18 protein-coding genes are annotated in these 24,544 nt (G+C 46.8%); 2 read left to right on the top strand and 16 right to left on the bottom strand.

The window, feature by feature from the left end; genetic code table 11:
* Positions 1-17: 17 nt before the first annotated feature.
* The 10 genes from lpdA to SPIGRAPES_RS12860 all read right to left on the bottom strand — a co-directional run bounded on the left by lpdA (position 18) and on the right by SPIGRAPES_RS12860 (position 11,061).
* A complete protein-coding gene (gene lpdA, locus SPIGRAPES_RS12905) occupies positions 18-1,370 on the bottom strand; it encodes a dihydrolipoyl dehydrogenase (RefSeq protein ID WP_014271190.1) in 1,353 nt (450 codons plus the stop codon).
* 12 nt (positions 1,371-1,382) lie between these two features.
* Positions 1,383-2,756: a dihydrolipoamide acetyltransferase family protein gene (locus SPIGRAPES_RS12900; protein ID WP_014271189.1), complete on the bottom strand. Its 1,374-nt coding sequence runs from the start codon at positions 2,754-2,756 to the stop codon at positions 1,383-1,385.
* 17 nt (positions 2,757-2,773) lie between these two features.
* A complete protein-coding gene (locus SPIGRAPES_RS12895; protein WP_014271188.1) occupies positions 2,774-3,529 on the bottom strand; it encodes a DeoR/GlpR family DNA-binding transcription regulator in 756 nt (251 codons plus the stop codon).
* Positions 3,530-3,623: 94 nt separating this feature from the next.
* Positions 3,624-3,941 carry an L-rhamnose mutarotase gene (gene rhaM, locus SPIGRAPES_RS12890; protein ID WP_014271187.1) on the bottom strand — a complete coding sequence of 106 codons (318 nt, stop codon included), beginning with the start codon at positions 3,939-3,941 and terminating at the stop codon, positions 3,624-3,626.
* Between the two features lie 15 nt (positions 3,942-3,956).
* On the bottom strand, positions 3,957-4,994 hold the full coding sequence (locus tag SPIGRAPES_RS12885) for an ABC transporter permease (protein ID WP_014271186.1): 1,038 nt from the start codon (positions 4,992-4,994) through the stop codon (positions 3,957-3,959).
* Positions 4,995-4,998: 4 nt separating this feature from the next.
* Positions 4,999-6,000, bottom strand: coding sequence for an ABC transporter permease (locus SPIGRAPES_RS12880; protein ID WP_014271185.1), 1,002 nt, complete (start codon positions 5,998-6,000; stop codon positions 4,999-5,001).
* Positions 5,993-7,510, bottom strand: a complete 1,518-nt coding sequence (locus SPIGRAPES_RS12875) for a sugar ABC transporter ATP-binding protein (protein ID WP_014271184.1) — start codon at positions 7,508-7,510, stop codon at positions 5,993-5,995. Before SPIGRAPES_RS12875 ends, SPIGRAPES_RS12880 begins: the two co-directional genes overlap by 8 nt.
* A gap of 80 nt (positions 7,511-7,590) precedes the next feature.
* Complete coding sequence (rhaS, locus tag SPIGRAPES_RS12870; protein WP_014271183.1) at positions 7,591-8,607, bottom strand: rhamnose ABC transporter substrate-binding protein; 1,017 nt, start codon at positions 8,605-8,607, stop codon at positions 7,591-7,593.
* A gap of 106 nt (positions 8,608-8,713) precedes the next feature.
* The gene (locus tag SPIGRAPES_RS12865) at positions 8,714-9,814 is read right to left on the bottom strand and encodes a class II aldolase/adducin family protein (protein ID WP_014271182.1); all 1,101 of its coding nucleotides are present in this window, start codon (positions 9,812-9,814) and stop codon (positions 8,714-8,716) included.
* Positions 9,811-11,061 carry an L-rhamnose isomerase gene (locus tag SPIGRAPES_RS12860; protein WP_014271181.1) on the bottom strand — a complete coding sequence of 417 codons (1,251 nt, stop codon included), beginning with the start codon at positions 11,059-11,061 and terminating at the stop codon, positions 9,811-9,813. The genes SPIGRAPES_RS12865 and SPIGRAPES_RS12860 overlap by 4 nt, the downstream gene beginning before the upstream one ends.
* Before the next feature lie 96 nt (positions 11,062-11,157).
* On the opposite strand from SPIGRAPES_RS12860, the gene SPIGRAPES_RS12855 reads away from it, so the two are divergent.
* Positions 11,158-12,027: a helix-turn-helix domain-containing protein gene (locus SPIGRAPES_RS12855; protein ID WP_014271180.1), complete on the top strand. Its 870-nt coding sequence runs from the start codon at positions 11,158-11,160 to the stop codon at positions 12,025-12,027.
* Here the strand turns inward: SPIGRAPES_RS12855 and fucU are convergent.
* Positions 12,024-12,449 carry an L-fucose mutarotase gene (fucU, locus tag SPIGRAPES_RS12850; RefSeq protein ID WP_014271179.1) on the bottom strand — a complete coding sequence of 142 codons (426 nt, stop codon included), beginning with the start codon at positions 12,447-12,449 and terminating at the stop codon, positions 12,024-12,026. The genes SPIGRAPES_RS12855 and fucU overlap by 4 nt on opposite strands.
* Positions 12,450-12,568: 119 nt before the next feature.
* Between fucU and SPIGRAPES_RS12845 the strand changes: the two genes are divergently transcribed.
* Positions 12,569-14,395 carry an L-fucose isomerase gene (locus tag SPIGRAPES_RS12845; RefSeq protein WP_014271178.1) on the top strand — a complete coding sequence of 609 codons (1,827 nt, stop codon included), beginning with the start codon at positions 12,569-12,571 and terminating at the stop codon, positions 14,393-14,395.
* Positions 14,396-14,497: 102 nt separating this feature from the next.
* Here the strand turns inward: SPIGRAPES_RS12845 and yiaK are convergent, their stop codons facing one another.
* The 5 genes from yiaK to SPIGRAPES_RS12825 form a co-directional block, all read right to left on the bottom strand.
* The gene (yiaK, locus tag SPIGRAPES_RS12840; RefSeq protein WP_014271177.1) at positions 14,498-15,496 is read right to left on the bottom strand and encodes a 3-dehydro-L-gulonate 2-dehydrogenase; all 999 of its coding nucleotides are present in this window, start codon (positions 15,494-15,496) and stop codon (positions 14,498-14,500) included.
* A 165-nt stretch (positions 15,497-15,661) separates the two neighbouring features.
* Entirely contained in the window at positions 15,662-17,998 is a 2,337-nt protein-coding gene (locus SPIGRAPES_RS16660) for a PocR ligand-binding domain-containing protein (RefSeq protein WP_014271176.1), read from the bottom strand.
* Positions 17,999-18,288: 290 nt separating this feature from the next.
* Entirely contained in the window at positions 18,289-18,417 is a 129-nt protein-coding gene (locus SPIGRAPES_RS17485; RefSeq protein ID WP_281047886.1) for a hypothetical protein, read from the bottom strand.
* 74 nt (positions 18,418-18,491) lie between these two features.
* Positions 18,492-21,896 (bottom strand): UvrD-helicase domain-containing protein, encoded by a 3,405-nt coding sequence (locus SPIGRAPES_RS12830; RefSeq protein WP_014271175.1) that lies wholly within the window; start codon positions 21,894-21,896, stop codon positions 18,492-18,494.
* Positions 21,893-24,517: a PD-(D/E)XK nuclease family protein gene (locus SPIGRAPES_RS12825; protein ID WP_014271174.1), complete on the bottom strand. Its 2,625-nt coding sequence runs from the start codon at positions 24,515-24,517 to the stop codon at positions 21,893-21,895. Before SPIGRAPES_RS12825 ends, SPIGRAPES_RS12830 begins: the two co-directional genes overlap by 4 nt.
* Positions 24,518-24,544: the final 27 nt, after the last annotated feature.

The following is a 24,544-nucleotide window of genomic DNA, read 5'->3' as shown; positions in this document are numbered from 1 at the left end:
CCTTATGTTTCAATTACTTATAGGGTATGGTCGATAGCGAAGCAGGCATCCTTGATAAGTTCGGATACGCTGGGATGGGGGAAGACAATTTCTTTGACATCTTTGATTCTCATCTCCCCTTCAACGGCCTCAGAGGCAAAGCAGATAATCTCACTGCTATAGGGACCAAGTATATGGATGCCAAGGATGCAACCAGTCTGGGCATCGGAGACAACCTTTACCAAGCCCCCGGCTCGTTTTCCCATTTCTGCCAGAAACCTTCCATTGGAACGCATCTGTACCGTTGCACATTTGACCTTTTTGCCCTGCCGTGCAGCCTCACCCTCGGTAAGCCCGCAGCCGGCAGCTTCCGGGTACCCATAGACAGCCCAGGGAATTGCGTTATAGCGCATCCTCTGTTTAGTGGTTCCAAACATATTGGAAACAGCAACCTCTGCCATCCTTGAGGCACTATGGGCAAGGAGTGAACGTCCGTTGACATCCCCGATCGCGTAAATGTTGGGAATATTTGTCTGCATCCGGTCGTCTACCACAATACCCTTACGGTCGATCTCGATTTTCAGGTTTTCAAAACCTGCGGTGTTGGGGCGTCTGCCTACACTCATAAGGACAAGGGAGGCTTCGACAGCCTTCGCGTTGCCTTTGGCGTCGGTATAACGTACTTCTTTCTCGGTAATTTCACCTACCTTGCAACCAAGGTGAAAATCGACACCTTTCATTTCCCTTCTCATCAACTTGGCAAATTCCCCATCCATCATAGGAAGGATTTCATCCATCATCTCAACTACGGTGACCTTCGTGCCGATCATCGAGAAATAGGATGCAAACTCAACCCCGATGACCCCGCCACCAATGATTACCAAAGAGGAGGGAATCTCAGAGACACTCAAGATTTCATTGCTGGTAACGACATGGCTGAGTTTGCTTCCTGGAATCGGGGGAACAAACGGAGAAGAACCAGTGGCAAGAATAAGATAAGCACCCTCGTATACCGTATCGTTGACCGACACATGGTGTTCATCAATAAAAGTTGCCTCGCCGATAACCACCTCGACTTTGTTCGATTTCATCAGGAACTCAATACCGCTGCGAAGCGTCTTTACCGTTTCGTCCTTCCACGCCATAGCCTCTTCAATTGAATAGGTAACCTCTTGGGCATGAACACCCAAGGAGGTACTGTCCTTGGCATGGTGATAATGTTTTGCGGTGTTGAGCAGACTCTTGGTCGGTATGCACCCCCAATTGGTACATACTCCGCCAATAAGGTCTCTCTCAATCAGCAAAACTTTCTTGCCGAGAGAACCGGCACGTTCTGCTGCTACATATCCTCCAGGACCACTCCCGACAACAATCAAATCATACTGAGCCATGTATCCTTCCTCCTACTTTGCCAACAAGATGTCTATCGAGGCAATATTATCCATCAGTTTCTTCAAGAACCGTGCAGCATCGGCCCCGTCGACGGCCTGGTGGTCCATCGTCAGGGAAAGCCCGATATGGGGGATGAATTCCACCTCACCGCTTTTTCCTTCCACTGCTTTGAGCGAAATGCACCCGACCCCCAATATTGCTACCTCAGGTTTGTTGAGTACCGGGGTGAAGGATTCGATGCCAAAAGAACCTACATTGCTTACGGTAATGGTACTTCCCGTAAGATCGTCAGTTGTTGCACTACCGTCCTTGCATTTCAAGGCAAGTCTCTTTGCTTCGTCTGAGATCCCGCTGAGTGTCAGTTTATCGGCATTACGGATAACGGGAACCAAAAGACCCCGGGGGGTATCGGTTGCCATACCGATATGTACTTGCTCGAACCGTAGAATCGAATCTCCCATAAAATGTGCATTGAAAGCAGGGAATTGGGGAAGGGTCCGCGAAAGGGCAAAGAGTACCAGGTCATTGAGGGTAATTCCGTTCAGATTGAGATCCTCGCTGCTTGCCTTGAAAGCGGAACGAAGTTTCTTCATCGCCCTGGCATCGGCAAAGGCATTGAGGGTCAACTGGCAGGTACCGTGCATAGACTCCATCATCCGTTTCGCCGTAACCTTCCTGATTCCTTTGACCGGAATAGTGGTTATTGGACCGGGGAAAGGAGCATTTGTCGTTTCCTGGGGAACAGCGGTTGTGGCAACTGAGGCTGGTACATCCGCTTTCGTAAAATTGAGGTCAGAAGAAAGAACCCTTCCGCCTATACCGCTTCCCACCAACGGAGGAAGGATATTCCCCGCAAGGGCAGCATCCTTTGCCGCAGGACTGAGCGGCTGTCCCATCGCATTGCGTACATCGCGTTCGATTATCCGGTTCTTTGGCCCTGTAGGCTGTAAGGCTTGTACAGGAATTCCTTGCTCAGCTGCAAGTTTTTTTGCCCTTGGACTTATCTTTGCCCCGATAAAGGAAACGGTAGCGGCCTGCTGGATGGTCGGCTGGGGCTCTGCAGGGAGGGAAACAGAGGCCACACTCTCTTTATTTTCATCTGTAATCGATGGTGCAGCCTCAAGCAGAGCGGCATCGACCTGCTCCCCCTTTTCACCCACAACGGCAATGGGAACCATGACAGGAATCTCGTCACCTTCTGCAAACAGCAAGGTAAGGACGGTACCTTCAGCCGTAGATTCTACATCAATGGTCGATTTATCAGTTTCTGCAGAACAAAGGATATCCCCGATGGATATCTCTTCCCCTACTTTCTTTTTCCATTCAACCAAAATGCAGGACTCCACAGAGTTTCCTTGCTTTGGCATTACTATCTGCTGCGCCATGTTGATCTCCTTTTTCTCTATTGCGCTAGGATGACTTCTACCCCGAGCTCCTCGAGCTGAGAAGCGAGGTCTTTTGGAAAACCGCTGTCCGTAACAATGGTATCTATCTCGGTCACCGGCATTATTCTTACAAAACCCCTGTTACCAACCTTTGAGGAATCGACACAGAGCACGCGTCGTGTGGCTTGTGAGCACATTCTCTGTACTACCTGTGCATTCTCAATGAGTGCTGTTGTCAAACCATGCTCAAGGGTAATCCCGTCAGTACCGAAAAAAGTAATCGATACATGGTAGGCTTCGATCTGGGCTATGGCTGCAGGACCTACCAAAGCTTCTGCCTGGGGCCGGTACTCTCCGCCGACAATGGTAATATCCAAACCGGTATTTGCACGGCCATAGGGAAGCAACAACGTTGAATTGGTAACTATTTTTACATTCTTGCGCCCAAAAAGATATCGGGCAATAAGGGAGCAGGTCGACCCGTTGGTAACCATGATGCAGTCGCCGTCATGGACCAAAGAGGCGGCTGCCTTTGCAATGAGTTCTTTTTCCTGGGTGTTTGAGCTGTCGCGACGGGAAGACTGGGGACAAGAGGCTGCTACTACGCTGCCATGGGAACGCACGACCAGACCCTTTGCATCAAGGTCCCTCAAATCACCCCGAATAGTAACAGCAGAAACCCCGAGAACCTGACTTAAACGGTTTACGGGGTATTCTTCGCCACTTCTGAGCAATTCGAGAATCTGTTCCTCTCGAGAAGAAATTCCAACCATTCTACCACTCCTACTTTCACTTTACTTTCATAACCCTTTCGATTCTATTATGAAATCTATGATAAATCAAGTAGAAATGAAAGAAGTTTGCAGTTCAATCCATGTGGAAAACTTCTTCCAAGTTCGTAGTAACTGGGGAATTATCTGGATTTGTCTCCATGATATCTGCCATATAGGCCCACCATTTCTGGACAATGGGATCAGACCCCAGATTCTGGGACCCCTGATCTCCCTTTACCTGTTGAAAGGCAAAGAGAAGAGAGGTCTTTCTATCCAGAAAAATCGAGTAGTCGAAGACACCGCTATTTGAAAGCAATTTTTTCAACTCAGGCCAGATAGCGGCATGCCTTCTTTGATATTCTTCCTCGAATCCCGGTTTTACGTGCATTACGAACGCAAGTCTTTGGTCCATCTCAAACCCCTTTCGCTATGAGCGCTGCTGCATCCTCAGTTTCCTGTTGGCCTTATACAAATCCAAAAGCCTGGGAAGCAATACAGCGATTATCAGCAACGATCCTACGACGATGGTCATCACGGTGCCTGAGAATTTCAATAAGCCCATGCCAAATTTAAGATAACCGACTAAAAGAGAACCGAGTATTACCCCAATGACAGTCCCTCTTCCCCCGGTTATCGAAACCCCGCCAAGGACAACAAGGGTAATGATTTCCATATCCCACCCCGTTGCAATATTTGATCTGACCGAAAGGATACGCGATGCAAGCAGGAAACCTCCGAGACCACAGAAAAAACCTGTCAGGGTAAAGTTGATAATCCTCATTCGTTTTACATTGATTCCCGAAAATTTGGCTGTCTCCGCACTGTTTCCGATAGCATACAGTCTGCGTCCATAGGTTGTCTTATGGAGAACAAAGGCAAAAATTGCGGCAATAAACAGATAGAGGACAAGTTCAAAGGGAATGACAGTACCTGGAATGAATTCCTGACCGAAAAAACCAAAGCCCTGGGGATATTGGGTACAGGCATGTTCGCCCAAAACCCCGGTAGGTATGCCTCTGTAGATACTCTGGGTTGCAAGGGTCACTGCGATGGCTGGCATTTCCAGCCCGGTAATAAGCAAGCCGTTTATCAGTCCTGCAACAGTCCCGACAAGAAGGGAAAGCAGGAGCAAGGATGGAATTCCCACACCTTTTTCCGCAGCAGTACCGACTACAAAGCCACTGAGGGCAACAATGGAAGCAATGGAGATATCGATATCGCCGCACATTATGATGAATATCATGGGCAATGCCAGGATTGCCTTCTCAGAGAATTGGAACGTAGCGTTCATCAAATTGAACCAATCCCAGAAATAGGGGGTCATATTTGAAAAGAAAACGACCACCACCACGAGAAGAATGCACAAGATTACTTCCCACTTCGTTATCAGTTCAATCAAGCGGTTTTTGAGGGACATTTCCTGGATCAAACGTCCTTTTGCTACAAGTTGTTTACCTTCACTCATTCTGTTACCCTCTTCTCTGCGCAAGCAGTTTCCTGGTTTTTCTTTGGTCGGACATCGTATTCAAGGCAAGGGCAATCAAGACAATAAAGCCTTGGACAAACGTCTGCCAGAACACTGATAGATAGATGACCGGAAGGGCATTGGTAACAACCCCCAGAAACAAAGTTCCCATAGCTACACCGATGATTCCACCAGCTCCACCTGCGAAATTGACACCGCCAAGAACACAGGCAGCTACTGCCTGCATTTCAAAACCGGTTGCCATCTCGTTGACGGCAGAAGCATAGCGGGCAGTCCAGAGAGCCCCGGCAAGCCCACTGAGGGTACCGCTGACCAAGAACACAACCAACCGGATGCGGCTTTCACTTACTCCGACAAACTTTGCAGCGTTTGCGTTTCCCCCAATTGCATAGACTTCGCGGCCGGTACGGGTATAGCGGCTGAAATAATAGAAAAGGGCTATGACCGCAAAAGCAATCCAGAGCAAAACCGATATCCCAAGAAACGTATTGCGGGGAAGAGCAATATAGGACTTCGACATTTCATGGGCAGTAACCCATGTCCCCTTACTCAAAAGAAAGGTCATCCCACGGTAAATACTTACCGTTCCCAGCGTTGTAATTATCGGGGGAATCTTCCCATAGGCAACAAGAACCCCATTGACAAGACCAAGGATGGCACCTATTCCCATACCTACAAGCAGAAGCAGCGGCGCAGGGATTTCGGGATGCGATTCATTGAGCATGCCACAGGCCATCCCGGCAAAGGCAATGACTGACCCTACGGACAGGTCAATGCCATTGGACAGGATTACATAAAACTCACCGATCGAGACAATTACCAAAATTGCCATATCATTGAGAATCGTACTGATGTTTTTCACTGATAGAAAATGCGGCGAGCGAATCGTGATGGGAACCAGCAACAATACCAAGAGAACAATCAGGGTAGCTTCCCTTCTTGCAAACGCCTGTTTCATAACTGATTGAAAACTTCTATTAGGCATTTGACCCCTCCGTTTGGACATTTCCTATAGCACAACGCATAACGTTCTCTGCCGTAATTTCTTTATTGGCGAGAATTGCCGTCTGGCAACCTTCATGCATAACGAGTATACGGTCAGCCATACCTATAACCTCAGGCAATTCTGAGGAAATCAAAATAACAGCAACTCCCCGACTGGCCATCTCACAGACGAATTCATGGACTGCTGCTTTGGTTGCGACATCGATACCTTTCGTCGGTTCATCAAGGATGAGGATTTTGGGATCGGTACCAATCCATTTTGCGAGCACCACTTTCTGCTGGTTTCCGCCCGAAAGCGTATCTGCATCGACATGATAGCCTGCTGATTTGATCTCCATCTGGTTCCCATGTTCCAAAACATAGGTTTTTTCACATTTTTTGCGGGTAATCAGTTTTCGCCAGCTGAGTGTATCAAGTACAGGAAGCGATATATTCTGGGTAAGGGACATTTTCAATACCAGTCCCTGCTTCTGACGGTCTTCAGGGACAAGGGCCAAGCCATAATGCATCGCGTCGCGGGGACTGCGCGGAGCATAGGGTTTCCCATCGATTTCCATCGTGCCCCCCATTGCCCCGTCGATACCGAAAATCGTACGTACCACTTCCGTGCGGCCAGCCCCTACCAGGCCAAAAAAGCCAAGGATCTCCCCACGGTGCAACTCAAAGCTAATATTTTTAAACGCTCCCAACTGGGAAAGGTTCGAGACTTTCAGTACCACTTCCCCGATATTTGGATTATGTTGCGGATACATCTGGTCAATGCTGCGACCAATCATCATGTTGATGATTTCGTCTTCGTTACTGTCTTTAACGAGACCTTCCTTGATATATTGTCCATCTCGTAAAACCGTGAAATAATCACAGATTTCGAAAATCTCTTCAAATTTATGGGAAATGAAAAGAATCGCTTTACCCTTCTTTTTCAAATCCCTGACAATCCTGAACAAATCCTCAACCTCACGCTCTGTCAGCGCTGAAGTGGGTTCATCCATGATTACCAGTTTTGCGTCGAGTGAAAGTGCCTTGGAAATCTCAACCATATGCCGTTTCGCAACACTAAGGTTTTTCACCAGAGTATCGGGATCTATGTCCAATTGCATCTGCGCAAGCAACTGTCGTGTATTCTCCGTCATTGCCTTCCAGTCGAGCTTATGGTTTTTGGGATTTCTCAGATGGTGACCCATGTAAATATTTTCGGTAACACTGAGCTCCGGGAACATCGAGGCTTCCTGATGGATTGCTACGATACCGGCTTCCTGAGCTTCTATTGCATTTTTGAAAGCAATTTCCTTGCCATCGAACACAAGTTTTCCGGCCGTAGGGGTATACACTCCGGTTAAAATCTTTACCAGGGTAGATTTCCCTGCCCCGTTTTCTCCGATAAGGGCATGTACTTCACCGCTGCGTACGGTAAGGTGAACGTCGTCCAAGGCCCTGATTCCAGGGAAAATCTTAGTAAGGTTATAAACCTCAAGCAATGCCTGTTGCATTGTGCCTCCTTAGCAACCGTAAATGCATCATGAAACAGAAAACTCCCCCCCATTGTGATAGGGGGGGGAGTTGGCTTAACCTAGAAAATTGCTGCGTACTGTTCGATATTGTCTTTGTTGAATACATACGGGGTGCTCATGTAGATGAGTCCGTCTTTCTCAACTTTCACAGATTTCATGCGGCCGGCAGGAATTACTTCGCCGACACTACCCTTGGAGGTTCCATCCATGAGGGCAGCAAGAATGTATGTGGAAGTATAGCCGAGGTCGATGGGATTCCAGAGAGCCATCTTGCGGCAGGTACCATCCAGAATGTAGCCTTTCATTTCAGAAGGAAGGCCAAGTCCGGTAACTTCAACCTTACCGGTCATCCCGGCATCCTTGACAGCCTGTGCTGTGGCAAGAAGACCAACGGTGGTCGGGCAAATGATTGCTTTGAGATTAGGATACTTCTTCATGAGGGAAGTAGCTTCACGATAGCTCTTGTCCGGGGCATCGTCGCCATAGACAACTTCGACAAGCTTCATGTTCGAATACTTGGCATCTTTGATCTCTTCCTTCATCCAGTCAATCCAGAGATTCTGGTTTGTAGCCTGGGCAGAGGCGGAAAGAACTGCGATATCACCCTTCATACCGGTAAGGTCAGCTGCAAGCTGAATCTGCTGGCGTCCGATCAGTTCGGCATTGCTAGGCAGCAAGTCAACGATACGTCCACCTACATTGATACCTGAATCGAAGGAAATGACTTTGATTCCGGCTGCCATGGCTTTCTTGGCTACAGGGATAAGAGCGTCAGCATCGTTTGCAGAAATTGCGATACCGTCAACCCTCTGGGCGATCAAGGATTCGATAATCTCAATCTGGCCTTCAGCAGTCGCCTGGGAAGGGGCCATATAGGTGGTCTTAATTCCACCAAGCTCGGCTACAGCTTCTTCACTACCCTTGAAAACTGCATCAAAGAACCCGTTTCCCATGCTTTTGCAAAGGATGACGATTTCTTTCTCGCCTTTCACTGCTGCCTGGTCTTTTGTACCTTGGGCAAACATCATTCCCATGGACATCACAACGATGAGCATTACCAACAACGTCTTTTTCATTACAAACTCCTTTTGTCTGTTTTCCGGATATTCCGGAATAATCTGTACATCCCGGGATAACCGGGCTAAACAGCAATCATAAAAGGGCAAACCTCCGTTACCCTTCCTACTTTGAGCCGATTGAGCTTCTATACTTCTCAACCTCCCAGGTTCTGATGAAATCGATCATTGCCTCATCCATGAACAAGGGACCTCCAAAGCTTTCACTATAGACACTGACCGCTACCGTATCGGTAAACAATTTCAAAGCATTCTCCCCAAAGGCAAACACAGCCAGGTTCTGGACGCAGATAATCTTTGGGACAGATCCATACTGGCTACCATAGAGCTCGTAGGCCTGCAGGACAGCTGAGCCAACGTTCGCTTCTTCATTGGGAATCTCGACCCATAGGGGTTTGAATCCGCTATAGACAATATGATCGGGGGTAAAAGCAGAAGAAACAGGATAAAATGATTTTTCATCACGAAGGATTTTTTGAAATTCCTTATTCAAGGCAACCGATACGGTCCCCTGATAGACCTCCTTCAAGGAAGCTATGACTTTCTCAACTTTCAACCCGTCCATTTGAAGCGGAGTGAAATCCGGACAACGCGTTATCTCTTTCTGTATACACCCGATAATGCCTTCATACAATCGTTGGACTTCTGCCAGGCTATCGGCCCCTACAAAAACCCCATGGTTCTGCAAAAAGATAACCTGTGGGGTTTCTCCCCTATCGGCCAATCTGCTGGCCATTGCCTTTTTCACGGTTTCGGCAAGGATATATCCTGGTTTTATCAAACCAAGCCAGAGGGAAGAGGGAAACATCCTTGTAATTGTCTGCTCACCCTTGAGCGAACAGGTAACCCCGTTGACCAGGGCCGGATGGAGGTGTACCACGTAGGTAAAAGGAAGCAAAGCGTGTAAAAGGGCCTCGACCGAGGGACGGGCTGTCTCACCAGGAAGACGACATCCCATCATATCCTTGAGCACTTGGTCTTCCCGTTCAGCATCGTCTAGGGCGTAGCTTTTAGACCAAATACCCTGCATTTTTGCAAGGTCCATTCTGACAAACCCCTGGGGACCAATCGTACCGAGAGAATACCCCGAGGCTTTCACATACAGGGTATTGCCTTCCTTATAGGAGGTATTGCCACCGCCAAGAAGTACCATGGAAGAATCATTACCGTAGTAATGGGAAGCTTCTATCAACGTTTCCAGACTCATTCCCGTTCCCCCAAAACTGTTTTTTCATACTCGGTGATAATTTTGACAAGGTCACTTTCCACAGGTACCCCGTTTCTCTTGCAGAATTCATCCCAGACAAACCCAAAGGGCATCAGGGACTGTTGCTCAAGCAATGCCATCTGGGCATACCCGTTTCCGGTCTCTTCGTAGCGGATAAGCTGGTTGATTGGCTCCAGCATGGCAAACAGCAAGGCTTTCCTCATAGCACGTACCCCGGTTACCCAGGCTCCGATCCTATTGATCGAGGAATCAAAGAAATCCATCCCTATATGGCAAGTGGAAAGCTTACCGCTGCGTACCAATTCCTCGCTGACCATCTTTACCTTATCGTTGAACAGTACGACATGGTCGCTGTCCCAATGCATGGGACGACTTACATGTAGCAGGATTTCGTCATCAAAGAGGAGAATCGCTGATAATTTGTCCGAGATATCTTCTTCTGTGTGAAAATGACCCATATCAAGGCAGAGCATTTTTTTATTACGCGCTGCATAGTTCATATAGAACTCATGGGAACCTACTACAAAGGCCTCGCTTCCTAGACCAAAGAGTTTCGTTTCCAGCGCATCCCTCATCTCGTCTTCGCTATATTCAATTGCAAAAATCTCATCGAGCGATTCCTTGAGGATTGCTCGATAGCCCAATTTATCTACTGCAAGGTTTTTCATTCCATCGGGAATCCAAGTGTCGAGAATACAAGGGCTTTTTTGTATCCGCCCTATCCAGGCAGCAATCTTCCTGCAACGTTTTTCGTGCTCAATCCAGAACCGGCGAATTGTTTCGTCCTTGCTTGCCAAGGTAAAACCATCCTCTGCAAGCGGATGACTGAAAAACGTACCATTAAAGTCAATTTTCAAATCGTTTGCCAGAGCCCAGTCTACCCAGCCTTGGTAATATTTTTCTTCAATCTGGTCCCGGTCTATAAACACATCTCCAAATTCGCCATAGCTTGCATGTAGATTGAGCCGGTGGGTACCAGGAACCAGAGTCAACACTTTTTCCAGGTCCTGTCGCAACTGGGAAATGGTTTTTGCCTTACCTGGATAGTTCCCTGTTGTTTGGATTCCGCCCCCGGTAAGTACGGATTCAGGTTTTTCAAAACCCCCGACATCATCCCCCTGCCAGCAATGTATGGAAATTGGGACTGAGGAAAGTTCTTGAAGAACAGAGTCAGTGTCTACACCGTATTGGGCATATGCCTTTTTCGCAATTTCATATTCTGTCATCGAGCATCCCCTCATATTTATAGTATTTACTTCTATTTTGACATTGTTTACAAATCCTGCCTTGACAGAATAATCATTTACTAGCACTATTTTATCATGTCATACAGAATTTTACGGGAACATACCTTTTTCCATGGTCAGAGTATTCATGTAAAGGTAATAAAACGGGAACCTGAAATACCCTATTCCTTACACAGCCATGAGTTTTTCGAACTGGTCATTGTCATTTCCGGTACGGGAATCAATATCACAGAAAATGAAAGACTGAAAGTTTGCTGCGGTTCCGCCTTCCTGATCCCTCCGAAAGTGCTCCATGGGTACGAAGAAGTTGATAATCTCGTGCTGTATAATATTTTGATAGGAAAAAATATTCTCTCGGCTAGCATGGTAGACCTTGCGGAAATCGCTGGGTTCAAATCTCTGGTTATCGATGCTTCCCACACGTCAACCATCCCTTGCCTTTCACCCTTGCAATTGGAGAAGGCTTTGGTTTTGGTTGAGAAAATCAAGCTGGAGAATGCAGGTATGGTATATGGAAAAGGTACAGCTGCTTTGGTCTACGCGTACCTATTGCAGTTGCTCGTTATGCTCTCACGGTCAAAGGAAAAGCCGCTCTATACAGAAGCCTATGGCAACCAGAGAATCGCGACCTGTATTGCTTTCATGGAAAAAAACCTAAACAAATCGCTTTCTCTGACTGAACTTTCTGACCAGGCACATATGAGTGCAAGCACCCTCAACCGGTATTTCCGGTTGTATACCGGGTTTTCCCCGGTAGAGTTCCACATCCGCAGAAGGATAAAATATGCCTGCTCCCTGATCCAGACCAGCAACCTGACCATGGAAGGCATCTCTGAAGCCACGGGTTTTTCCGATGGGAACTATTTTGCACGACAGTTTCGCAACATAATGGAATTGAGCCCGCGGCAATACAAGAGGATTTGGACTAATCAACCAAGCACTTAAACTACAACGCCTTTCTTGATCAGTATATTGGCATACAAGGCCGTTTCGCCTGTTGCAACTATTGCATAGGCTTTCTTTGCCCTCTCGTAAAAAGCATACCGTTCGATAAAATGGAAGCCCTTGAAATTCGGGTCTCCTTGTTTTCCCAACGTTTCGTATTCTTTCCAGATAGGGGTCTCAACTTTGTCTCCGGGAACCTTTTCCATCAAAAAAGCATTATCAGAATAGATATCCAGGGGAAATAGTTTGAGTATAGCCTCAAAAATCTCAGGAACCCCATGACCGTCCAGCCGGATAACCCGATCATTCATCGAGGCTGCCGGGAAATTACCGTCACCGATGACCAATTCGTCACCATGACCCATTTCCATAAGTACTTTAAGTAGTTCAGGACTGATAATCGAAGGGATGTTTTTTAGCATTTTTTTCTCCTTTGTAGTTTTCCAGTTACAAAAAACAAGTTGCAAATCAACAGATAACATGTAATACTGGCAATGATGTAAACGATTACATAGAACATGATATACCAAGGAGGTTCAGTATGGCAAATGTTTCTGATATTAAATCCATCGGACCAGAAATTCGATATGCAGGCTCCTTTCCTAAAATCGGAATAAGACCGGTAATCGATGGAAGACAACGGGGAGTTCGGGAATCACTCGAAGTCCAGACCATGAATATGGCAAAGTCAGCAGCAAAACTCATCAGTGACAATGTTCGCTATTCCAATGGCAACAAAGTCGAGTGCGTACTCGCCGACACCACCATTGGCGGGGTCAGGGAAAGTGCCGACTGTGCTGCAAAATTCGAAAAGGAAGGGGTTGCCATTACCCTTACCGTTACACCCTGCTGGTGCTACGGAACAGAAACCTTTGACATGAATCCGATGACCGTCAAGGCTGTCTGGGGTTTTAATGGCACTGAACGACCGGGTGCTGTCTATCTGGCTGCCGTATTGGCTGCCCATACCCAGAAGGGGCTCCCTGCCTTTGGGATCTATGGCCGCGATGTCCAAGACAACAGCGACACAACGATTCCTGAAGATGTATCTGAGAAAATCCTTCGCTTTGCACGTGCGGCTCTGGCAGTTGCCACAATGAGAGATAAAAGTTACTTGTCCATTGGCGGCTGTGCCATGGGTATTGCTGGCTCCATCGTCGACCAGGACCTGTTGCAGTCTTACCTGGGAATGAGAACTGAAGCCATTGACATGTGTGAGATCGAACGCAGGATAGTCGAGGAAATCTACGACCACGAAGAGTTCAAAAAGGCTATCAAATGGGTCAAGGAAAACTGTATCCAACCCAAAGATACTGTCAACGAAGAGAAATACCGGCGCAGTGAAGAACAGTTGGAGAAAGACTGGGAATACTGCACAAAGATGACCATGATCGGCCGTGACCTGATGATCGGGAATAAAGAACTCAAGAAAATCGGTTTCGGTGAGGAGAGCCTTGGCCACAATGCCCTGTTTGCAGGATTCCAAGGCCAAAGGCAATGGACAGACCATTGGCCAAATGGCGATTTCATGGAAACCATGCTGTGTACCTCATTTGACTGGAATGGAATCAGAGAGCCTTTCGTCATGGCTACCGAGAATGACTTTCTCAATGGTATCGGAATGCTTTTCGGCAAACTCCTTACCAACAGGGCAACCATCTTCAGCGATGTTCGCACCTATTGGAGTCCCAGTGCCATCGAACGGGTCACTGGCTGGAAACCGACCGGACTTGCAAAGGATGGATTCATCCATCTTATCAACAGCGGGGCTACAACCCTCGATGCAGCGGGAAAAATGAAGAATGCCAAAGGCGAAAGCGAAATGAAGCATTTCTGGGAAATTACCAGCGAAGATGTTGCAAACACCTTGGACAACTCCCGCTTCAGCGCAGCAAACTGTGGATACTTCCGTGGCGGCGGGTTCAGTTCCACCTTCCTCAGTGAAGGGGGAATGCCGGTGACCATGGTCCGCATGAATACGGTAAAGGGCTTGGGTCCTGTATTGCAGATAGCTGAAGGCTGGACCTGCGAAGTTCCCGAGAACGTATTCGACACCATCAACAAGAGAACCGACCAGACCTGGCCGACTACTTGGTTCGTCCCCCGCATCGACGGGAAAGACGGTCCGTTCAAGGATGTCTATTCTGTCATGGCAAACTGGGGAGCCAACCACGGGGCGATCAGTTATGGGCATATCGGTGCCGATATGATTACCCTCTGCTCGATGCTTCGCATTCCTGTATGCATGCACAATGTCCCGGATGCAGATATCTTCCGCCCGAGTGCCTGGACGATGATGGGCATGGAGAAGGAAAGCGCCGATTTCCGGGCTTGCGAGACTTTTGGCCCTCTATACGGTAAATATTAAACGAAGGAAACGTTCTGCGTTTTCTGATTTAAGAAAGGAGTTGCCTGTTTTGGCAACTCCTTTTTGCTAGCTACTTCCCTATGCTGTTTTCTTATACTATCCCTACATTGCACAAACCCGCTTCCAGATTACCTCATCGACAGGAATCCCTTTCTCCAGGTTCTCTTCTCGTATCTTTTTCATACCTTCGCCCGGAAAGTGAACAGGATGCTGTGCATCAATAGGCCTGGTAGCATGCAAATCATCCAAGGTCGCGGTTATCTTCGCCTCGATTGCTTCCCGGTCAGGAAGGTTGGCCAGACTGATTGCCACAAATAGCTGAGACACACTGGCCTCTGCAGGGGCTTTCCCCACTTCATAGGTAGTCAAGCCACCGGAAAGCGAAGCAGCAATCAGATCAAGGGCAAGGGAGAGACCGGAACCTTTCCAGAACCCGATAGGAAGGGTCCTCTGGGTCTGCAGGATCTCTGCAGGATCTTTGGAAATACCTCCCTTCGTATCGAACCCACCGTCAAAGGGAAGGTCCTTCTTCTCCCTTGCATAGTTCTCCATTTTCCCATAGGAAAACAGGGACATGGCAATATCTACAAGGATGGGACTATCGGCATGGGGAATTGCAAAGACCACAGGATTATTACCCAGTTTTGCCTCCAATCCTCCCCAAGGGGGCATGTTTGGAATCGTATTGGTCCACAAAATCCCAATACAATCCTGTTGGGCTGCAAGCAATCCATAGGAACCAGCCCGCATCCAATGGTTTGTGTTTGCAAGGGCAACACATCCGATGGTGTTTTCCTTGGCCAAGGCAATCGCCCTTGTCATGGAAGCATAGGCATTCAGATTCCCGGGCCCGGCATTTCCATCCCAACGCTCAAGACAGCCAAACCGCCCTAACAACGTTGCCTTTGCATGGACATCGACAAGCCCTTTCTCTATATAATCGATAAACACCGGAAAACGGTTGAGCCCATGGCTAGAGACCCCATCGAGACTGGCTTGTGCAAAGAGTGTTGCACAGAGTTTGGAATCCTCTCTTTCCATGGCATGTTTTTCCAAAATCCGTTCAAATTCCGTTTCCAGTACCTCATAGTCAACTCGCATACTTGCTCCTTATCCCGATTACTACCAGACTTATACGAGAGGAAGGAAAGAAAAGCGCGCAGAATCCTCGCATGCAATCCCTACCATTTATCCCAAACCGTCTTAGACTAGCAATCCTTTTATATCTTGAATCCATAGGTACTTAAAAAAGAAAAAGCTTGGCTATCATTCCCTGCTGGCGAACTCATGGTAATACTCCAGAAAGACGGTTGCTACCATCGGGTCAAATTGGGTACCCGAACATCTGCTGATTTCCTTGATGGCATCCTCTATATCCATCGGTTTCCTATATGCCCTTTCACTGGTCATGGCATCATAGGCATCAGCAATGGTAATCACCCTGGCTTGAATAGAAATCGCCTCCCCAGACAGGCCTCTTGGATATCCCTTTCCATCCCATCGCTCATGGTGTTCGAGTATTGCAGTCGCAATATCGCTAAAATCATTCGAGGCAGAGAGGATACGATAGCCAGTCTCCGGGTGCCTTTTCATCTCTTCCCATTCCTTTGGGTTGAGTTTGCCCGGATTGTTCAAAATGTTTTCAGAAATCCCAATTTTCCCGATATCATGCATGAGGCCAGCGATTCGCATGCGGTTGATTTCTTTTGAGGACATCTTCAATTTCTCGGCAATAAATTCGCATAGCTCACTCACGCGTTTTGAATGTTTGGACTCCCTGACACTTTTAGCAAACAACGAATTGATCACCAATCCAATCTTCTTATACTTATCACTTGCACTTTCATAGAGTTTGTTACGATACATCATATCCTCAGCAATCCTAAACAAGGACATGAAGTCCTCTTCAACGGTGTATCGTGTTTGGTATCCGAAAGCCAAGGTTAATTGGATTGACGATATCATTATCGATTTCGCCTTTGCTTCGATTTCTTTTATGCGTAATTCAGCTTCGACATGGTCGGTATTGGGAAGAAGTATGATAAATTCATCTCCTCCATACCTGGCAACGACATCATCAGGCCTACAAGATGCTCTCAGCAACTCTGCGGTTTTTCTCAGTACCTCATCTCCCATTGCATGACCAAAAGAATCATTGATAAATTTTAAACCATTGGTATCTGCGAGAATGATCGAGATTGGCAGAAATCGCTTGTCTTCCAACCGCTTATATTCTTTCTCCCAAAAGCCCCTCGTATACAATTTCGTGAGAAAATCATGATTATGTTGATATTCCATATGCATTTCAACCTGTTTGCGTTCAGTAATATCAACGAATATGCAGGATAATTGGTTGGGTGAGGACAAAAAGACCTTGATCTCAAAGTATTTCTTCAAGAAATCCGAGTAATCTTCAAACGTTGCAGGGATACTTGAGATAACCACCTTGTTATATTCTTCAATAAGGTTTCGCTTACTTCCAGGAAGTATTTCCTTCGCGGAGGTTCCAAGCACTTGCAGTGCTTTCAGCCCACTCAAAAGCTCGAAAGCTGGATTCACATCCAAAAACCGGTAATCCACAGGTTTTTGTGATGCATCAAAGCAAATTTCATAGAGAACATAGCCATCCAGCATCTCCCTGAATAATGTCTGGTAGTCAAACTCGGCCTTACGTCGCAACGTGATATCGTTATAGGAAACTACCATGCTGTAGTTTTCAAGGTAAAGCGGGGCAGCTGTCACATTAAGCCAGGTAATATCATCATTTGGTTTTATTAGTCCCATCTCGATATTTCCGACAATACGATTTTCTTTACAAGCCAGCGCCCTGGGAAATTCTTCACTCGTCATTGTCGTTCCATCGGGCCGGATGGCATGCCAATTGCTCTCATCCAAAGTGGGTACTTCATTATGTATAGTGGAAATACTTAATAATTCGGCTGCCCTGGCATTATATTCTACTAGCTTACCAGAGTGGTCCAGTATGGTAATGCCAAGGGGGAAGGTGTTGAAAAAGACGCGATATTTTTCCTCACTCTCACGGAGTGCACTCTCGCTCTTGATTCTAACTTCATTCAATTCCATTTGCTCAAGTCTCTGCAAGGCCATTTCACTAATCATCTGCGTCATGTTCAACAAGAAATCCATTACGATTTTTACTTTTTCCTGGGAAACAACCGGTACTTTTGCAAGGGATTCAAGATAAGCGCTTTTTTCGAATCCATAGGTATCGGCTTGTTTCTCAAAAAAGGAACTGTCTGGTTTTTCAAAAAAGAATTGACCGGAGAAGAGATTGGCAACATGATCACCTTTTATGACTATGGGAACAGCCACATCAACCAACCCATTCATGCATTTATAGAAATGGTAATCACTTCCCTCACCCAATCTATTTGCCAGCAAGGTGTCGCTGATAGTACATTTCTTTGCCGTTTCTGGATGTTCGCGGTGATAGAACGTGCAAATCTCTCTCCACCCTGAATTTGACAGAATATTGCCCTCGAGATCTAGGATTGCAGTTACAAAACCTGTCGCTTGGTTGAATCCTTCAAGCAAGATATTTACTTTCTCAAAATCAAGATAATCCAACTTTTTGGCTTTCATCAAATTGAACCTCTCATGGTCTATGGCCTGATCGATTTGGAGGCATATTGCTAATCTATTGTCCGCTTGGAATGGTTGTCCGAAAAAAACCCAAAAAATCGGCTTTATACGTCAGTTTTTCCGCTGACCAGTGTTTCTGACAACTCTTTCACAACGCAGTATCCATCAAAAAACCCCAATCACCCCAATCATTTTCATTAAACCCAATTTACCTTGGGTATATACTAGCATAGTTGCCCAACTACTACCTACATATATTCCATAGTATGGGACAAAACCCTTGCAGCCTCTCAGTGTGACTGCCATTCTATTTTTTTGGAGAGTACCATTGCAGAAAGGGAAATCTTGTCTTTGCTGGCCATGGGTATGACAGTCTGCCAGAAAATCCCCACCCTGTCTTTCACAGGCAAGGGAACCATTTCAAATGCAGGGCTTACTTGCCTTTTTATTTGAAGACTCCTTGGCAGGTTTTCTCTTATCCGTTCAAAGAATCTTATTTTTCATCGATATTCGTTTTCCACCAGACTTCATTGCCACATTGCCTCAGAAAAGTAACGCATCCTCGTGCCGGTTTCCCATACAGACGCTCTACAGCCTGCAGATACGTCAGTACTTGGCGCGCATGTACTTCTGCTTTCTTGTAGAGATCAGTCTTGAAATCGATGACCAACATTTCATTTGGTGTTTCCACCAATAGGTCGATCGCCCCTTCTGCGACCACTTCCCTACCTTGATATTCCACTACCGAAAAGAATTTGACTTCACACTTGAACGATGTATCCTGTACAAAGCGTCTGTATAGGTCACAGGCAAAAAAATTATCACATAAGGAAGATGCATCTGCAAGCACCTGTTTCTTTTCCCTTTCATCGAGCCTGCGGGCCAAGGGAATAGGGATCAATTGCCTTTCATCAGGAAGGTTCTCTCCAAGCAGTCGTGATTCACAGAGTGCATGGACCAAAGTCCCGAAATCTGCGGCTGGGGAATAGGGATCCTTTTGCATGGGATTTTTTTTCTTTTCCTGTTCTACAATTTTCAAAAAAAGAGCATCGCAATCGAGAAGGGGAAGTCTCAAAGCCTCATTGCCAGCTTCCTCAGATACGCCAAAAATCGTGGTAACCCCATAACGCGAGGGTAAAAGATCTACTTCTTCAAGGGGTTGTCGGTACCAGTCGCTCTTCTGTTCGAACCCTTCGTCTTCCGATGCAGGGCTTTCACTTTTCCTGGCATACAAGGATTTTTCCGAAACATCCTCGATACGTTTGACCTGCACGAAGGTATTCTTTCCTGCAAGGCTATCAATATCGAGGCCCAAGCCATTGCAGGCTAGCAATAAAAGGTTATCAGCCGAGTCATCACCATTTTTATTTCGGTTCATCCGGTTAAAGCACCCGCTTACTACCAAATGGGTTTCCGCCCGGGTAAAAGCAACGTATAGAAGCCGTTTCAGCTCTGCTTTTTCCCTCAGTTTCTCTTCTCCCGAATCGAAAAAATCCTTCAAGCCACGGGTAACACAGATTTTCTTCTCTGTCTCATGAAACGAATTTTTCATAAAATAGGGAATTACCGTATCCTGTATGGCAAAGAGACTTGAGCCCTTGTTCATCAGCTTGGTCCCTGCGCTTGCAACGAATACGATAGGAAACTCAAGCCCCTTGGACTTATGGATAGACATGATCTGCACCCCGTCGGACTGTTCCTTTATAACGTCCAGATCATCCAGCCGCTCATTCTGCCCAAGGTTTTCCCGGATAAAGTCAAGAAACTGAGAAAGCCCAAACCCTTGTTTTTCCTTGATCTGCGCAAGGCGGTGTAGAAACGAGTAGTGCTCAAGGTATACCTGAGTCTCTGCATGGGTTACCAAAGAAAGCCGATATCCGCTCTCGTACCACAGATGCATGACCAACTCACTTAGGGTCTTGGTTTTTACATAGTCTTTCAGTTGTGAAAAGAAATGGCTTGCGTGTTCGAAACGGGAGGCATCATCATCCGATAAGACCGGATTCGTTCCGAAGGGTAGGGGATTTTCCTCGTAGCTTTCCAGGATCGAGACAATCCCGGCATCAGAGATATTGCAAAAAGGCGACCGAAGGGTACCCAGATAGGCAAGGCGGTCCTCTGGATAGATGGTCAGTTGCAAAAGGTTATATAAATCATTGGAAGGGGCTTCAAGCATCAGTGAACGGGCGGTCTGCAGGGTATAGGGAATGCCATACCTGCGCAAGGCTTTTTCAAAACTCAACTGGCTCGAAGTGGAACGCATCAATAAAGCAATGTCCTTTGGCTCCGGTCTTCTAGGTCCGGTTTCCGAGGGGATAAGGTACTCGTCCGTATGCAACATTTTTTCCATCAGGAGAGCTACTGCACTGGCCTCCGAATCAACCCCGACAGCAAGCTCATCTTCCCCTTCATCCTGGTCTGCCGAATCAAACGGCTTGATACAAAGGGTACAGGAAGCTTCGATAGCGTCTTTCTTTGCTCGGCTTCCCAATTCAGCGAAGTCTGCCTCATAGCTTTCCCCATGGTTCTCCATAACGACCGGGAACAATGAATTGAACAAAGCGATGAGTTCAGGTTCGCTGCGGTAATTGGTTGAAAGGGAAAGGGCAACGCCCCCATTCTGTTTCAATTCACTGCTCAACTGCTTGAATACACTGACATCGGAACCCCTGAATCGATAGATGGACTGTTTTTCGTCGCCGACGAAAAAGAGCTTGTCTTTTTGTAGGTCTTGGTAGGAGGGTATACCCCCATTGCACAGTTCTTCCTTCTCGGAAAGAAGATAGAGCAAGTCCTTCTGTAGCTGATTGTTGTCCTGGAACTCATCAATCATGATATAGCGGAATTTATTCTTAAAATAAGAGCGCAGGGAAGGATTAACCTTGAGGATATCTACAGCCAGGGAAGAGACATCACTGAAAGTCAATATTCCGGTTTTTCTCTTTTCTCGCTGGTACGCTTTCTGATATTCACAGAGAAACGCAAGGACAGAGGCAAGCGATTGCCCATGGGTCAGGATGCTAAGGGCAAGGCAAAGCTGTTTCCTCATCGCTTTATAGGAATCAGAGGTTTCCCGAAGCAGGTCAATATCATCCCCGCTTCCTTTGCCTGGCTTTGTCCAAAAATAGTTACTACTGCCAAGCAAGGAAAGCATTACCCCATAGTCATCACTAGCATCGAAGGCAGGAAGTAGGATTGAAGCTGCTTCTCGGGCACTTTGAACAGCTTTTGATGAGGCGGTGAATCCCTCATAACTCAGTAAAAGCTGATAAAAGGAATCCAGGATCTCTTTGTACTTTGTTTTTACGGCATCGAGAATCGGCTGGACAATACCTGGGTCAAGAATCTTCGGAAGGTAATAGTGCTGCGTGGCAAGTGGCACCAAAACCTCATCGATCAACTGTTCTGGATTATAAATCTGCGCCAGGATTCTTGCCCCTTCACCGAAGGTATTCTCTTCCATGAGGGCTTGGGCACAAAGTTGCGCATTCTTTTTATTGGCTTCGTCATCGATAGAGAAATCAGAGGCTATACCATAGCGGGTACAGTCACACCTCACGATTTTCGAGCAGAAACTGTCCAGAGTTGCTATCTCGGCATCAGGGAACTTGGATAACTGGGTTGCAACATAGGGGTCGGACTTGAATTGGAGCAACTGGGCATGGATACGTTCATGCATTTCCTTTGCTGCCTTGCGGGTAAAGGTCAAGGTTAGGATTTGGTCACAATCAGCTTTTTTTTCGAGCACCAGACGAAGGAAACGGTATGACAACACCGTGGTTTTACCCGAACCGGCACCAGCAGATACCACACAATTGGTATCGCAGTTGACAGCCTGCAATTGGTTCTCGTCCAGTTTTCTCTTGGTCTTTGCCAGCACTTCTTCAAAGGTAATCATCGGGTTGCATACCTCCTGCGGCATACCTGCCGATAGATGCATTCTTTGCAGTGTTCCTTCGAAGGTGTGGCCTCGAGATGACCTTCATTTATCAGGTGCACAATTTCAAACAATCGTTTTTCCAGTTCCTCATCACAGAATTGCATAATCGTAGTGTCTTTTTCATCCCAGATGACGGAATATTTTCCTTTCTTCACACTGTAATAAGATGCGTTTACCACGTCTCCTCCCAGTTCCTTTCCAACCAGCATCCGGTAGACAGGAAGCTGATAGGAGGGAAGCGGGTCGCCTATCTTCGTATAGGGAGCATCGCCTTTCTTATAATCGATAACGGCATACCGTTTTCCATGGGGAAAATCCAGATGGACTATCCTGTCGATACGGCCATACAAAAAATAAGTATCACTCGTATAACTGAGGCTTTTCTCAAAATGCAAAGAAAGGCAATCAGAAAACAAAGCTTCTTCTTCATCGATTATCAACGTACAGGTTGCCCTATATTCGCTCTCCAGCCAAGATCTCGTCGGAGGATTCGGACCATGTTTGCCAAAATAGGCTTCCATCTGAGCGTCGAATATCTCCAGAAGCAACTGATGGTATGCATCCTTCTTCAGAGGATCGAAATATTTGATCTTTGAAAAGAAGACCTCATAGATGCTATGTAAAAAGGAGCCTATAATCCTGTGGTCAATAGAAGGGACTTGAAAATCCATCTGGATTGCCTTGTACAGATATTTACAAGCCCAGGCATAGGGACATTTGAGAAAGAGATCCAAACTTGTGGAAGAAACCGGTAATACGGTTACCCCGTCGACCTCTTTTTTAAGGGAAGGGATAAAAGAAAGAGGAATCGGTTTTCGGGTAAAATCATCCACCCTTGGCCTTAGTACGGTCTTGAGTGCACTGTCAAACCAGTGTTGCTGCCTCCCGGTTGCCTTAGCAGTTTTTCTCAGCCCAGCCCACAGGAGGTTTTCCCCCTCGAACGGATCGGAAATCTCATCAAGGCCTTCCCTTCCCGTGCACAGCAAATCTTGCTCCACAAAGAAAGAAGGGGGCAACATCTCCCCTTCATACCGGCTTGTATGGCAGGATAGGAAAACCCTGCTACCGCCGAGCATGGCAGAGCGGAGATTAGCTTCGGTGGTATCTATTTCCCTGCGGCTGTCTCCCTCCACGGTCTGGGGAAGGAGTGCAAGGGGCTTATCAATGCATTGGCTGCTGTCATGGTCCAAAGAAAGTACAAAATGGTAGGGAGCACCCAAGGTAGCAGTCATTGGCCAGGCATACACCTTGATCCCCTCATTCTGTTGCTGGGGAACATAGAGTTTACTATCCAAATAATCAAGTAAAAACGAGAAAACCCCCGGATAGGATATAATCTCACAACTTTTCATTGCGCTTTTGATACTTTCCATTGCATCAAGGCAGAACGAATAGACGTCTTCTCCCTCTGTCCCCTTCCATTGGGTCTCCATGAAATAGGTGTCTTGAAAATGATTGAGTTTCCTTCGCAATCCAGCAATATCAGAAGAGGTGCAGATATCCCGCACACTGTTCTTGAATTCCTTGTACCAGGAGACCAAACCAGTATCCTTTATTTGCTCCTGCCACTGGTCAGGCCCCTGCAATGCTCCCTGGACTACGGCATATTTGACAGCCGAGGCAATAAGGCGACGCTGTTTTTCCTGGGTTTTCCAGGGGAAACCAGTATCAAGGAGCAGCGACTTCATACTCTCAAGGCTGAATGTTTCGTCATATACGGCTTTCAGGCAGGAAAGAAACCTTCCACTGGGATAGAGCAGCGGGGATTTTCCTTGGCTGACTGCCAAAGGAACATCATAGAGCCAGGCTTCCTGTTCCAAAGCGGGAATCATTGTAGAAGGACTGGCACATCCTATGACGATATCCCGTGCAGGAACGCCCTCTTCAAGTAGTTTTTTCATCCTGCGAAGAGTGGTATGCAACTCCTGCATGAAATTGCCGAACACCTCGAGTTTTACACTTCCAGACTCCAAGACGGGGGTTTTTGACAAGGTAATCCATGAAGGGGAACCGAGGTTTCTCCAAAGCGAGGGTGCATCTGAAATGGTATCCGCGAACAAGATGCAATATTTTGTCTCCCCTTGCAAAGAGGGAGCGTTTAAGAGCGAAGGTTTCTCAAAGTTTGGTTCAAAAAAATCATGGGTCCTGAGGAATTGAACATAATCGTGATAGAGCCCCTTCACATCCTGTTGCATCGCATAGGGCATCAAGGAAAGAGACTCTTCTTCAATTGCGTCACTAAGCATCGGCAACAAGGACGCTACATAACGGGAAAACCTGCTGTTTGCCTCAGGATACTCCTGGCTGATGAAATACGAGAGGTACCTAGTATCCTTTAGCAGGCGGGAAACAAACAATTCCCTGATTATAGAATTTGAAGGCTCTTCCTTTTTATGGTGGGGGAGAAACATTGCCCTGAACGTGTCAAAAGAGAGGGCCCGTTCATGCAATATGGCTTTTTTCGGTGAATGAAGGGCATAATCGACCAAGTAGGAGCGGGCAACCACTTCATTGGGGAAGACACAGGTATAGCCTTCATCGAACGCTTTACTTACATATGTACGTTTGATTTGTTCCATTGATTGCAGTATATCACGATTGTGTGT

Origin of the sequence: Sphaerochaeta pleomorpha str. Grapes (assembly GCF_000236685.1) — a bacterium.
GTDB lineage: Bacteria > Spirochaetota > Spirochaetia > Sphaerochaetales > Sphaerochaetaceae > Sphaerochaeta > Sphaerochaeta pleomorpha.
The sequence above is the reverse complement of the archived record's forward strand: the minus strand, read 5'-3'. Positions and strand labels throughout refer to the sequence as shown.

Excerpts from the sequence above, each read along its gene's own strand:
- SPIGRAPES_RS12900 (WP_014271189.1), bottom strand. The coding sequence starts at position 2,756 with ATGGCGCAGCAGATAGTAATGCCAAAGCAAGGAAACTCTGTGGAGTCC.
- SPIGRAPES_RS17485 (WP_281047886.1), bottom strand. The coding sequence starts at position 18,417 with ATGGTTCCCTTGCCTGTGAAAGACAGGGTGGGGATTTTCTGGCAGACT.
- SPIGRAPES_RS16660 (WP_014271176.1), bottom strand. The coding sequence starts at position 17,998 with ATGAAAGCCAAAAAGTTGGATTATCTTGATTTTGAGAAAGTAAATATC.
- SPIGRAPES_RS12885 (WP_014271186.1), bottom strand. The coding sequence starts at position 4,994 with ATGAGTGAAGGTAAACAACTTGTAGCAAAAGGACGTTTGATCCAGGAA.
- SPIGRAPES_RS12895 (WP_014271188.1), bottom strand. The coding sequence starts at position 3,529 with ATGGTTGGAATTTCTTCTCGAGAGGAACAGATTCTCGAATTGCTCAGA.
- fucU (WP_014271179.1), bottom strand. The coding sequence starts at position 12,449 with ATGCTAAAAAACATCCCTTCGATTATCAGTCCTGAACTACTTAAAGTA.
- yiaK (WP_014271177.1), bottom strand. The coding sequence starts at position 15,496 with ATGCGAGTTGACTATGAGGTACTGGAAACGGAATTTGAACGGATTTTG.
- SPIGRAPES_RS12830 (WP_014271175.1), bottom strand. The coding sequence starts at position 21,896 with ATGATTACCTTTGAAGAAGTGCTGGCAAAGACCAAGAGAAAACTGGAC.
- SPIGRAPES_RS12855 (WP_014271180.1), top strand. The coding sequence starts at position 11,158 with ATGTCATACAGAATTTTACGGGAACATACCTTTTTCCATGGTCAGAGT.
- SPIGRAPES_RS12825 (WP_014271174.1), bottom strand. The coding sequence starts at position 24,517 with ATGGAACAAATCAAACGTACATATGTAAGTAAAGCGTTCGATGAAGGC.
- rhaS (WP_014271183.1), bottom strand. The coding sequence starts at position 8,607 with ATGAAAAAGACGTTGTTGGTAATGCTCATCGTTGTGATGTCCATGGGA.
- SPIGRAPES_RS12875 (WP_014271184.1), bottom strand. The coding sequence starts at position 7,510 with ATGCAACAGGCATTGCTTGAGGTTTATAACCTTACTAAGATTTTCCCT.
- lpdA (WP_014271190.1), bottom strand. The coding sequence starts at position 1,370 with ATGGCTCAGTATGATTTGATTGTTGTCGGGAGTGGTCCTGGAGGATAT.
- rhaM (WP_014271187.1), bottom strand. The coding sequence starts at position 3,941 with ATGGACCAAAGACTTGCGTTCGTAATGCACGTAAAACCGGGATTCGAG.
- SPIGRAPES_RS12860 (WP_014271181.1), bottom strand. The coding sequence starts at position 11,061 with ATGACAGAATATGAAATTGCGAAAAAGGCATATGCCCAATACGGTGTA.
- SPIGRAPES_RS12845 (WP_014271178.1), top strand. The coding sequence starts at position 12,569 with ATGGCAAATGTTTCTGATATTAAATCCATCGGACCAGAAATTCGATAT.
- SPIGRAPES_RS12865 (WP_014271182.1), bottom strand. The coding sequence starts at position 9,814 with ATGAGTCTGGAAACGTTGATAGAAGCTTCCCATTACTACGGTAATGAT.
- SPIGRAPES_RS12880 (WP_014271185.1), bottom strand. The coding sequence starts at position 6,000 with ATGCCTAATAGAAGTTTTCAATCAGTTATGAAACAGGCGTTTGCAAGA.